Source organism: Actinomadura barringtoniae, from assembly GCF_017573505.1.
In the GTDB taxonomy this organism is placed as follows: Bacteria; Actinomycetota; Actinomycetes; order Streptosporangiales; family Streptosporangiaceae; genus Spirillospora; species Spirillospora barringtoniae.
Genome location: NZ_JAGEOJ010000006.1, coordinates 244,176 through 256,240 on the forward strand (window position 1 = coordinate 244,176; position 12,065 = coordinate 256,240).

Below are 12,065 nucleotides of genomic sequence, written 5' to 3' on the forward strand. Positions count from 1 at the left end.
AGAACGCGTAGGTAGCAGCCACGCCGTAGTCGATCCCCGATCGGGGGCAGTTCCGGCCACCCAGCGCGGTCATCGACAGCGCCGGCCGTCAGGCCGGCCATGAGCGCGTCTCGCTGCGGGCATCGGCGATCGAGTGCGCAGGCGCTCTAGCCTCAACCGTCGGCTCTCGCGCACCGTGATGAGCGCGTGCAGGAATGAACGACATTGCTTCTCCTCGGAATCCCGCACACTGCCGGCGAATCGCTCGGCTTGCGGAACGGTCAGGGGTGGGGAGGGAGCGGCCCAGCCACCTTGCGCGGCGCGCGTGGCCAGGTGATGGGGCACCGTGGGCGGTGCCGAACGGCTGCTGAAAGCGTCATGGGTCCCGGCCGCCGGGGGTGGGTCATGGCGGTGGGCGTGGGGTGGGGGACGTTTCCCGCTGCGGCTCGTGACCGCGGGAAATCCAGATCCGGAAGTTCTTACTTACACGTGTCAGCGGAAGGTACTCCGCTCCGGCGCCTGTGACAAGAGGCACTCGAACGCAGGTGGCGTCACGCCCCTCGATCTCCAGGCGAGAAGCTGTCCGACCACTCGAGCCCACACAACCGCGAGTTCACAGCCGCCCGATTCCGGAATCCCAGTCTTTAGGCCTTCAAACGCGCTACTTGCACGTGTAAGTTACCGGCGAGTTGCCATTTCGTTCACGTCTCGTCCTCCTCAGGAGAGGTGACCTCTCATGCTCCGCACCCCGCTGATGACCGCTTCGGCAGCGGTCTCCACCCTCACGGCGGTGGTCCTTGTTCCGGGGACGGCACATGCCTCCCCCGAAACCCGCACGGTCACGATCAGGTCCTTCGACGGGGTCGGGATCATCACCCACTTCTTCCCTGCACCCGGGCTGCGCAAGAACGAGCGGCGACCCGTCGTTCTGCTGGGCCATGGCTGGGGCACACGCGGTGACACCGATCGCACAAAGGGCCAGCTCGCCGACCTCCTCGGCGCCGGATACAACGTCGTCACCTGGAACTCCCGCGGGTTCGGGTCCGGCGGCGCCTCCAACGTGGACGATCCTCGCGTCGAAGGCCGCGACATCCTGAAGATCATCGACTGGACGGCCAAGCAGAGCGAGGTCAAGCTCGACCGCAAGGGCGACCCGCGTATGGGCATGGCAGGCGGCAGTTACGGCGGCGCGATCCAGCTCATCGCCGCCGGGCTGGACCGCAGAGTCGATGTCATCGCCCCAATGGTCACCTTCAACAGCCTCATCAATAGCCTCTACCCCGACCGGATCTACCGGGCGAGCTGGGGCCTCTCCCTATGCCTCGGCGGCGTCATCAACGGAAACCAGCTTGCCCCGATCGTCCGGGACGCCTGCGTCACCGGGCTGGCCCAAGGCACCCTCCCACCGGCCACCGAACGCTGGTTCCGCGCGCATGGTCCCGACTACCTGGTGAAGCGGATCAAGATCCCGACCCTGATCTTCCAGGCGACGGTCGACACCCTGTTCACCCTGCGCCAAGGCATTGCGAACTACCAGACGGTCAAAGCCAACGGGGCGCCGGTCAAGATGGTCTGGACCTGCGAGGGCCACGGCATCTGCAACGACAAGCAAGGCCCCGCCGACCACACGGCCAAGACCACGTTGAAGTGGTTCGCCCGCTACCTGAAGAACCAGAAGGTCGACACCGGCCCCGGATTCGAGTATCTCGACCAGTACGGCGTCTACCGGACTGCATCCGCCTACCCGCCACCCTCCAAGGGCAAGGTCCGTGCCCGCGGCACTGGCCACCTGGCGTTCTCACGCGCCGACATCGTGCCCTACCTGGAAGGGAAGAACACCACCCCGGTCGAGGGTCTGCCGTTCCCCGACTACATGCTGGCCGCCAAGCCCGCCAAGAAGGCCGTGAACGTCCCGATCCACACCCGCTCCGGCAGCCGGACCGTCGGCGTTCCGAAGCTGACCCTGCACTACAAGGGCGTGGCCAAGAAGCCGGGCACGGCCCTGTTCGCCCAGATCGTCGACCAAGCCACCGGTCGGGTCGTCGGCAATCAGGCCACCCCCTTGCCCGTCATCCTCGACGGTAAGTCCCGCACCCTCACCCGCGATCTGGAAGCCCTCTCCTACACCTTCACCAGCCACACCCGTCTCAAGCTTCAGATCATCCCCATCACCGGCCTGTTCGACTGGCAGCGCTCCGCCGGCCAGGTCTCCCTGACCGCAGACGTCACACTTCCTCTGGCCTGAAGGGGCACCTTCGCCGTCTTCACTGCGATCAGCCTGAGCTGTGCACCGCGTCATGTTTGCCGAGCGCGGCTCGCCCCCCACAGAGCCGGTCACCACTGATGGCCGTGCCCCTGCGGCCCCAGGGTTGGGGCACGGCCACAAGGCGCAGGTATCCGGGGGGCTGACACCCGATCATGCGGCGACTTGAATCGGCGCACGATGACCTCTCCACCTCTGACACGGCCCACTTCCAGTGAGCCCGTTCCTCACGATGGATCTTGGTACGGTTGAGCGCGACAACCGACGAGGAGCTGGGCAGATGGCTGCCAGACAACATCGGGTCACATCGGTTGATGTGGCCCGGGAAGCCGGGGTGTCGAGGGCGACGGTCAGTTATGTGCTCAACAAGGTGCCCAATCAGAAGATCTCTGAGGAGACGCGCCTCAAGGTCCTCGCCGCCGTCGAGAGACTTGGCTACACCCCCTCGTCTGCGGCCCGCGACCTGCGGCGGGGCCGTAACGACATCGTCCTGCTCCTTCTCAAGGACATGCCCCTGGGATTCACCGCGCTGGAGCTCGTGGAACAGCTCACCGATTCCCTGGGCAGGCACGAGCTCACATTGGTCACCCGTCTGGAACGCAAACGACCGCTGGCGGAGCTGTGGCGCGAGCTCACTCCGGCCGCCGTCGTCTTTTTCACCAATGTGGCCGAGGACGACCGCGCGCAGTTGAGCACCGCGGGTACGCACATCGTCCACCACTGGTCGGACGCCGCCGACCGGAATTCGATCAACTCCGGGCAAACCGACGTCGGAAGACTTCAGGCCGATCACCTCGCCAGGGCCGGGCACCGCACCCTGGGCTACCTCCTCCCGGACGACCCCCGGTTCCATGACTTCTACGACCTCCGTCTGGAAGGCGTCCGCCAGGGATGCGCCGCGCACGGCCTCAAGGCGCCCGACGTGCGAACGATGCCATTTGGAAGCACAGCCGCGGTGAACATCGCTCGTGCCTGGAAAGCCGCAGGTGTCACGGGCGTCTGCGCGTTCAACGACGAGTTCGCCTTCTCCCTCCTCGCCGGCATGCGGACCGCCGGGCTGACCGCCCCCGATGACCTGGCCGTCGTCGGCGTGGACGACATCCCCCTTGCCCAGTTCGCCGTCCCACCGCTGACCACGGTCCGCCAGGACATGCGCATCGTGGCCGACAACCTCACCCACCAGGTACTCAAAGGCCTGGGACTGGCTGTCGGAGGCGGAACACGCACCAGCTCGATCACCCTGGTCGTCCGCGACTCCGCCTGAGCTCCCGTCGCGCCTGGCGGACCCTTCGTCAGCGGTGGCCGACCTCTCGCCCTTCACGCGAGCGCGCGGGCGGGTGAACGCTGCGCCGATGATCAGCAGGGCTCGCCGTTGCCGGTGCTCGCCGACGCCCGGCCACGCTGACCGTCCTTCAGCTCTGGCGCGGATCGACGTGCACCTTGGGACCGGGACCGGCTCTTGCTGGGCGCTGGCCACCGAGGACCGCAGCGACCTGGTCCAAGCCGACGGTGGCGGCGACGAGCGGCCGCGGATCGACGTCACCGTCCGCGTAGGCGCGGATGGTCGCGTCCAGCCCAGGAGACGCCGATAGGACTCCGACCGCGGTGATGTCCTTCAGAGCCAGCGCTCGGGTGTCGATGGTGCTCGGGGCCCCGGCGAGGCCGATGTAGACGACCCGACCGGCCGGCTCGACCAGGTCGAGGGCCAGAGCAGGCAGGTGAGCGGCGTTCGAGGCGTCGACGAGCGCGTCGAACGGCAGGTCCGGCAGGGTCTGCTCGGTCCAGGTGTGCCCGAATCCGAGAGAGCGTGCGAAGGCTAGCGAGTTGGGTGTGACGCCCATGAGATGGACCTCGGCGCCGGCCGCGCGGGCGAACATCGCGACCAGCAGCCCGATCGTGCCGGGTCCGAGGACGAGAACCCGGTCGTCCGGGTGAAGATCGGCGGCTCGTGCCGCGCGCCAGGCGTTGCCTCCGGGTTCGACCAGCGCGCCGAGCACCGGGTCGACAGTGTCCGGCAGAACGTGCAGTGACGAGACCGGCATCGCCAGTCGCTCGGCCAAGGCGCCGGGTCGGCCGTCACGGATGCCGACCTCCTGCCGGTTCTGGCACACGTGTTGGTGCCCGCGGCGGCAGCGGCGGCACGTGCCGTCGCCGATCATGGTGTCTCCAACGACGCGGCGGCCGATCCAGGCGAGGTCGACCCCGTCTCCGACCTCGGATACCACGCCGGTCCACTCGTGGCCGAGTCGCAGCGGGTAGGACGAGTGGCCCTGTTGGAGGTAGGCCATCTCCCCCGTGAAGAGTTCGACGTCGGTGCCGCAGACGCCGACGCGTTCGACGTCGATGACCGCTTCGCCCGGCGCGGCCACCGGGACCGCAACCTCGTGCACCGAGCACTCGCCGGGCGCGGTGAGGACCAGTGCCCGCATGGTGGCGCTCATTGCGTGGTGGTCATGCGCGACCCGCACCAGGTGGACACCGGAACGCCGGGCACATCGACCCGGATGGTGAACAGCCGTCCCGAATCAGGATGGTCTTGGCGCTGCTGTCGGCTCAGTTCCGCGGTCGCGGTGGTGATGATGAGCGTGCGAAGGTCATCATCGGCGAAAGCGACGCTGGAGGTGTGCGGAGCGGGGATCGCGAGGCGGTCGGTGATGGCGCCGTCGGGTGCGTAGCGGCGGATCTCGCCCGCGCCCCAAATGGCGACCCAGAGGTGGTCGGCGGCGTCGAGGGCGATGCCGTCCGGCAACCCGCCTGCGACTCGCAGATGCACGCGCCGCTCCCCCACCGCACCTGTCGCCACGTCGTAGTCGCGAACGAAGACGGCGCCGCGGGCGGTGTCGACGCTGTACATCCGGTATCCGTCCGAGGACCAGGCGAGCCCGTTGGACAAGGTCAGGTCGCGGTCCAACTCGGTGATCCGGCCGTCGGGCTCAAGCCGGACTAGCGCCTCCCGCTCTGAGGGGCCGTCAAGGGAAAGGGTTCCGACGAGGAAATGGCCAGCGGGGTCGGTGCCGCCATCGTTGAGCCGTCGAGGTTCGCCGGCGGGGATGATCCGTGGCCCGTCCTGCCTGCTGCCGTCGTCCCCAAGAAGGACCAGATGTTCCTGGGCGGCGACGAGCAGGCCTCCGTCGGCGCCGACGGCGACCGCGCCGATCATGCTGTCGAAGGCGTGCCGCCGGACGACCTCGATGTGGCCCTGATCGAGGGCTCCTTCGAGGAGCATGTTGCGCAGGATGTCGACCCATAGCAGGCGCCGCCGGGCTGCGTCCCAGACCGGGCCTTCGGCCAAGTGGAAGGTCTCGGCGGTCGCGGGTGCGGGGGCGAGGCCGCTCACCGTCCGGCCACCCCGAGGTGGCCGAGAGCGCGGCGGATGTCGTCGACCGCGTCGATTAGCGTCTGTGGGGAGGTCCGGTAGGTCAGGGCGCTGACGCTCACCGATCCTGAAGGGACGATCCGGGACGTCGTGTAGACCGGCAGGGCTATGCAGTTGATCCCGATCTCGTTCTCCTGGTCATCGGTGGCGTACCCCCGCCCGCGAATCGTCTGGAACTCAGCGTGCAGGGCCTCGGCGGTGCAGAGGGTCTGCGGCGTTCGGCGTTCTGGCGGAACGTCGCCGATCCACTTCTCAACCGCCTCCAGTGTGTCCAACTGGTAGGCCAGCAGCAGTTTCCCAACGCCTGTTGCGTGCGCCGGGTTACGCCCACCGATGGTGGAGGTCAGCCGTACGGCTCCGGTCGGAGGGTCGACCTTGGCCCGGTACACGACCTCCCGGCCATCGAGCACCGCGTAGTGCGCGGTCTCGCCGAACCGGGCGGCCAGCGTCTCCAGCACCGGGCGCACGCGTACGTGCTCAGGGCGGGCCTCGTGGTGGGTGAAGGCCATACGGAGGAACTCGTCGCCGAGCACGTAGCGCCCCTGGTCATCCTGGTCGGCGAGCCCGGCTCGGCGCAGCGTGCTGAGTGCCCGGTGCACGGTGGGCTTGGGGCTCGCGATGACCCGGGTCATCTCCTCCAGGCCGACGCCGTCGGAGTAGCGAGCCAGCTCCTTGAGCACCGCGAGCACGCGGTCCGCCCCCACGAGGCGGCCCTCTTCACCTCGGTCCGCCTTGCCCTCATCTGGGGCTGTCGCTTCGTCGCTCAGCTGCGTATCCTTCATGGCGTTCCAAACATTAGACCAACGTGTCGATTGTTGGAAGGCGGCCATGAGTGAAGCTCCGCAGTGCGCAGTGGTACGCGGGTGAAGATCGCAACGCCTACATCCACCGAGCATGGATGCGCCGTGGCATACCAGGCGACGCGTTCGCCGGCCGGCCACACATCGCCATCGCCAACACCGCCTCGGACCTGACTCCATGCAACGCGCACCTGGCCGAGGTGGCCCAATCGGTCAAGAACGGCGTCCACGAGGCGGGCGGCGTCCCGCTGGAGCTGCCCGTGGTGTCGCTGGGCGAGACGCAGGTCCGGCCTACCGCAATGCTGTGGCGCAACATGGCCGCCATGGCCACCGAGGAGATGTTGCGGGCCAACCCGATCGACGGCGTCGTCCTGCTCGGCGGATGCGACAAGACGATCCCCGCACTGCTGATGGCCGCGGCCTCGGTCGACCTGCCCGCCGTCGTCGTCCCAGGCGGCCCCATGCTCACCGGCACCTTCCGCGGCGCGCCGCTGGGCTGCGGTACCGACGTCTGGCGGCTGTCAGAAGAGGTCCGGGCAGGCACCTTGTCGCAGGAACAGTTCACCCGGTCGGAGTCGGCGATGATCCGCAGCCGGGGACACTGCAACACGATGGGCACCGCCTCGACCATGGCGTTGGTGGCCGAGGCCCTGGGCACGGTCATGCCCGGCACAGCCGGCATTCCCGCCCCCGACAGCCGTCTGCTGGAGGCCGCACACGGCACCGGACGGCTCGCCGTGGAGATGATTGCTACCGACCGCCGCCCGAGCACCTTCCTGACCAGGGCGTCCTTTCACAACGCGATCGTGACGCTGGCGGCTATCGGCGGCTCCACCAACGCCGTCGTCCATCTGCTGGCCATCGCCGGGCGGCTGGGCGTGGAGCTGACCCTCGACGACTTCGACCGCATCGGTTCGTCCGTGCCTCTGCTGGTGGACCTGCTCCCGGCCGGGCGGTTCCTCATGGAGGACTTCCACCGCGCCGGCGGCCTGCTCGCCGTGCTTAGCGAGGTGCGCGACCTGCTCGCCGCCGACGCGCTGACCGTCACCGGGCAGCCCCTTGGGGACCACCTGGAGGATGCCCCGATCTGGGATCCAGAGGTGATCCGTACGCGTTCGGCACCGCTGGCCGCCGAGGGCGGCATCGCGGTGCTGCGGGGCAGCCTCGCGCCCGGTGGCGCGCTGATCAAACCCGCGGCCGCATCCCTGCATCTCCTGCAGCACCGCGGACGCGCGGTCGTGTTCGACAGCATCGAGGACTTCCACGCCCGCGTCGATGACCCGGATCTCGACGTCGACGCCGACTCAGTGCTGGTGCTGCGCGGCTGCGGCCCCAAGGGCTACCCCGGCATGCCCGAGGTGTCCAACATGCCGCTGCCGAAGAAGCTCCTGGAACAGGGCGTCCGTGACATGGTCCGCGTCTGCGACGGACGCATGAGCGGCACCGCCTACGGCACCGTCGTCCTGCACGTCGTCCCCGAGGCCGCAGCCGACGGACCACTCGCCCGGGTCCAGACGGGCGACATCATCAGCCTCGACGTCGCGAACCGCCGCATCGACGTCGAGGTCCCGGACGAGGAGCTGGCGCGGCGCGCACCGAGTGCGGCGGCCCTCGCAGGATTCGCCCGCCCGGAACGAGGCTGGCAACGGCTCTATGTCGACCACGTACTGCAGGCCGACAGTGGTGCCGACCTGGACTTCCTGGTCGGCTCCAGCGGCTCGGAAGTGATCCGTGAATCGCACTGACCCACGCGTCCGGCCTGAAGGGAGAACAATGCCGGCAAGGGCAGCGCTGGTGACCGGCGGCGCCAGAGGCCTCGGCGCCGCCGCAGCCGAACGGCTGCGCAGGGACGGCCTCGAAGTGACCACCCTCGACCTCGCCGACGCCGACATCTCGGTCGACGTCACCGATGAGAAGGTGCTCCGGCACGTCGCCGACCGCATCGGCCCGGTCGATGTTCTGGTCAACTCGGCTGGCATCGTCGGCCCGAACAAGCCGCTGCTGGAGACCACACCCGAGCAATGGCGCCAGGTGTTCGACGTCAACGTCCTGGGCACCGTCAACACGCTGCGCACGTTCGTCCCTGGCATGTGCGAACGCGGATGGGGCCGCGTCGTCAACCTCGCCAGCATGGCCGGCAAGGACGGCAACCCGAATCTGGCGGCCTACTCGGCGTCGAAGGCCGCCGTCATCGGCTTGACCAAATCCATCGGCAAGGAACTGGCCACGAGCGGCGTGCTGGTCAACGCCATCGCTCCCGCCGTCATCGCGACGCCGATGAACGAGGACACCGCCCCCGAGGTCCTCGCGCACATCACCAGCCTGATCCCGATGGGCCGCATCGGCCGCCCGGAAGAGGTCGCCGAACTCGTCGCCTTCCTCTGCTCCGACCAGGTCAGCTTCTCCACCGGCGCCGTCTACGACATCAGCGGTGGCCGCGCCACCTACTGATCCGCCGCCATCTAGACTTCGCCTCGCCCCCACCCGTGATCACGCAATTTCCGGTGGAATCCATGATCACGAGTGGAGGACGGGTCAACCCGTGACCGCGATGGCCTTGGGGCGGTAATTGCCCCGGACAGGCGCGGCGGTCATCACATCGAGGTGCCGGTAGCCCGGCGCAATCACCCGCTCGCGCCCACTCACGAAGCGGGCGATGGGAAGAGTTCGTCCAGCGGGTGCTCGGCCAGGCTACCGACCAGTTCCCGCACGTCGGTGACCTCCTTGGCCGCCGTTGTGAACGGCGTGCCGTCCTTTGGACTGTGTTCGGGTCGTCGGGCGCACCCACCCGGTCGTAGTTGCGCCAGGTGTAGAGCGCGCCGTTCGGCTGGCCTGAGATCGCCTTCTTCTCCCTAGGCCTGACGACTCTGCCACAGGCCGTAAAGAGCCACCGCGAGCCCGGTCACAGTCACTCCGGCGCTGACTGGCAACCACACGGTCGGAGCCAGCCATACAAGCACTCCCGTCACGATCCCCACGATCATGCAGACACCTGTCACGAGCACGTGCTTAGGCACGAAAACACCAGGGTGGGGCCCTGGATGTGGTCGAGGCGATGTGGGCCGTTGAGTCGCGTGGCTGGGCTGCGACATGGCTGTCAGCTCCTTCGTTCACAGTAGATGGCGGTCCGATCCTGCTGCCGGGGCGACTCGTCCGATAGCGCGCTTGTGCAGGGCAGCAGGTCACCGCTGTGAAAATCCGGATGTCCTAGGACAAGGCTGACGCCGTTGGTCCACAGTTGGTCCCATGAACACGGGGCAGGAGCGCAGGATCGGTAAGCCGGGCCCGCCGCGTAAGCCGCTTCAAGGGCGGTCTACTGCCATCCGGGAGTTGAGCGAGTGGCTGCGGGGCATCGCCGATGATCACGAGATGACGCTCAAGAGGCTCGAAGCGGTCATGCCGTACTCCAAGTCAGTCATCGGCGAGCGGATGAACCCCGTTGACCGGCACGACTGGCGGTTTGTTGCCGCATTCATCGCTGCTTGCGCACCAGCAGATCGGCGGGCCCGCGAGAGCCTGATGTCCACAGCCCGTCAACTGTGGGAAGCAACCGCCCCCGCGCTGGCCCCACCCGACCCGCCATCTCGCCTGGCCAGCGAACTACAGATCAGGGAGTATGAATGGCACCTGGAATTGGCGAGGCGACGACATGAAGATGCCCAGCGAATGGTCGACCAGCACCATCGCTTGATCAACGCCCTGATGTACGTCCTTGGCAATGTGAACACGGCGCACGCCGTCCTGACTAAGGATCGCGACCTGCTGCGGGCCCGGCTTGAGGAGGAGCGAGCGGCCCGGCACGACGCCGAGGAGCAACTGCGCCAGCTCGCCGACGTCGAAAAACGCATGAAGGTGGCAGAGGAGAAGCGTGCTCTCGCCGAGCAGCAGCTCGCTGCGGCCCATCGGCAGCTAGGCCGAGCGCAGCTACTGCGCTCCAAGGCCACGGTGCAGCAGATGGACACCGAGAATTTGCTCAGTGACACCGACCCCCACTCGCAGATGCCGCGCCCTGAGCAGAGTTTGTCGAGGGGTCTCATGGACGACACCGACCAGACTGCAGCCGCCCAGGTTCTCGACAACGTTCAGCACGTCCTGGACGAATCGGCGCAAGACCTCGACCGGCTTGAAGGTCAGATCAACACCGGCCGCGAGGACCGCCAAGGACAGACGACGCTGGCTCGATCTGATCCGCCGGGCATCTCCGACTGGTCCGACAATGATCAGGACAACCCACGGACATTCTCGGACAACCCCACACCCAGCGCCGATACGACGGACAACGTCCCCACGTGGAGTCCACAGCCGGACGGCACGGCGTCGGCGGAGGAGTTTAACCGACTCCCCACCGTCGACGAGCTGCTAGCGAGGTACCAGGCGCGGCACAGAGACAGGAATGCCGAGACCAACCCTTCGTCCGACATCGACGCTGACCATCCCCACAACATCGCCGTCGAACGTAGCCTGGCAGCCACCTACGCTCGTGCGGGCGCCTACGCTCGAGCAGTCTCAATCCTGGAGAAGGCGGCCGCGGACTACGAGCGGCTGCTAGGCCCCGACCATGGCAAGACCCTGGCGACCCTTCTCGAGCTGGGGATCAATTACGAGCAGGCACGTGATTACCAGAAAGCGATCTCCACTCTTGAGAAGGTGGCCGCCGACTACGAACGAACGATGGGCCCCAACCACCCGCTCAGCCTGCAAACGAAGCTGAGCCTTGAGGATCTGCGGCGGAAAGTCGACCTCCTATGGCCGGTCACCATGCCGCAGTTGTGGGAAGAGGGCGACGCCACCGAAGGCATGGTGACCCGATGGCTGAGGCAAGAGGGCGAGTACATCGAAGTCGACGAACCGCTGCTGACCATCTCCATCGAGCCCGTCGGTATGTACGACATCGAGATCCCGTCACCGCTCTCGGGGAAGCTTCACCGGATCTCTGTGCGCGAACGGGGGACGGCTACTCCTGGCGAGGAACTGGCCTCGATCGACACCTCAGCCTCGAGATTCCGCTAGATTCCACCCGCTCATTCGGGCAGACCGAGCAGGCCGTGGAATCTACTGCCGCTGGTCGGAGCATAGTTAGGGCCGGGTAAACGGTTCGTTCGATACCCATGCAGAGCAAGGCCAGGGCAGCATCAGGCGCCTCGAGAGCCCTACGTACGTCAAGCCAGGAGGCTAGGTGATAATGCCGCTTATCCCCCAGCGCCCCTGAGCCCAGGACTCTTCAAACGTAGGCGCCCGCCAGGACCTATTGATGCGGACGTAGGCATGATTGGCCCCGTCTGGCGTAACGGTGAAGTCTTTGGCCTGCATCTGTCGTTTCGCCGTCTCGTCGACGGTGGCGAAGTACTGACGGATCCCATTCTCGCAATCGGATGCCTGATTGTCCGTCGTGACCTTCGTACGCATGGATGCGGACATGAGGCGGCATGCACCGTCGGCGTCGCCGTCCACCACTGCCTCGTACCAGGCCGTGGCGATATCCCGGGCACCGTCCAGACCTGGCTTGGCGACTGGCGCTTCGTTTGATCCGCAGGATGTGATCAGAAGACCTGCCAGGACGGCTAGCAATACGCGCATCGAATGACACCCTTTCTCTCCCTCTCTTCCAAGTGGAGCCCTTCGGTGACGGATTGCCATCTCTCAATAC

9 protein-coding genes are annotated in these 12,065 nt (G+C 67.1%); 5 read left to right on the top strand and 4 right to left on the bottom strand.

Annotated elements, in window-relative coordinates; genetic code table 11:
* Positions 1-715: 715 nt before the first annotated feature.
* Both J4573_RS16470 and J4573_RS16475 read left to right on the top strand, forming a co-directional pair.
* The gene (locus J4573_RS16470) at positions 716-2,224 is read left to right on the top strand and encodes an alpha/beta hydrolase family protein (RefSeq protein WP_208256359.1); all 1,509 of its coding nucleotides are present in this window, start codon (positions 716-718) and stop codon (positions 2,222-2,224) included.
* A gap of 250 nt (positions 2,225-2,474) precedes the next feature.
* Positions 2,475-3,506 carry a LacI family DNA-binding transcriptional regulator gene (locus J4573_RS16475; RefSeq protein WP_208256360.1) on the top strand — a complete coding sequence of 344 codons (1,032 nt, stop codon included), beginning with the start codon at positions 2,475-2,477 and terminating at the stop codon, positions 3,504-3,506.
* Between the two features lie 148 nt (positions 3,507-3,654).
* Here the strand turns inward: J4573_RS16475 and J4573_RS16480 are convergent, their stop codons facing one another.
* Genes J4573_RS16480 through J4573_RS16490 form a run of 3 tightly spaced genes read right to left on the bottom strand, consistent with a single transcriptional unit; the run spans position 3,655 to position 6,400 of the window.
* Positions 3,655-4,671, bottom strand: a complete 1,017-nt coding sequence (locus J4573_RS16480; RefSeq protein WP_208256361.1) for a zinc-dependent alcohol dehydrogenase — start codon at positions 4,669-4,671, stop codon at positions 3,655-3,657.
* A gap of 8 nt (positions 4,672-4,679) precedes the next feature.
* A complete protein-coding gene (locus J4573_RS16485; RefSeq protein ID WP_208256362.1) occupies positions 4,680-5,579 on the bottom strand; it encodes an SMP-30/gluconolactonase/LRE family protein in 900 nt (299 codons plus the stop codon).
* Entirely contained in the window at positions 5,576-6,400 is an 825-nt protein-coding gene (locus J4573_RS16490; RefSeq protein WP_208256363.1) for an IclR family transcriptional regulator, read from the bottom strand. The genes J4573_RS16485 and J4573_RS16490 overlap by 4 nt, the downstream gene beginning before the upstream one ends.
* A gap of 50 nt (positions 6,401-6,450) precedes the next feature.
* Here J4573_RS16490 and J4573_RS16495 point away from each other — a divergent pair, with 50 nt between their 5' ends.
* The 3 genes from J4573_RS16495 to J4573_RS16505 all read left to right on the top strand — a co-directional run bounded on the left by J4573_RS16495 (position 6,451) and on the right by J4573_RS16505 (position 11,428).
* Positions 6,451-8,163: an IlvD/Edd family dehydratase gene (locus J4573_RS16495; protein WP_208256364.1), complete on the top strand. Its 1,713-nt coding sequence runs from the start codon at positions 6,451-6,453 to the stop codon at positions 8,161-8,163.
* A 28-nt stretch (positions 8,164-8,191) separates the two neighbouring features.
* Entirely contained in the window at positions 8,192-8,869 is a 678-nt protein-coding gene (locus J4573_RS16500; protein WP_208256365.1) for an SDR family NAD(P)-dependent oxidoreductase, read from the top strand.
* Between the two features lie 879 nt (positions 8,870-9,748).
* Positions 9,749-11,428, top strand: coding sequence for a lipoyl domain-containing protein (locus tag J4573_RS16505; protein ID WP_208256366.1), 1,680 nt, complete (start codon positions 9,749-9,751; stop codon positions 11,426-11,428).
* 162 nt (positions 11,429-11,590) lie between these two features.
* Here J4573_RS16505 and J4573_RS16510 read toward each other — a convergent pair whose 3' ends face one another.
* Positions 11,591-11,995, bottom strand: coding sequence for a hypothetical protein (locus J4573_RS16510; protein ID WP_208256367.1), 405 nt, complete (start codon positions 11,993-11,995; stop codon positions 11,591-11,593).
* Positions 11,996-12,065: the final 70 nt, after the last annotated feature.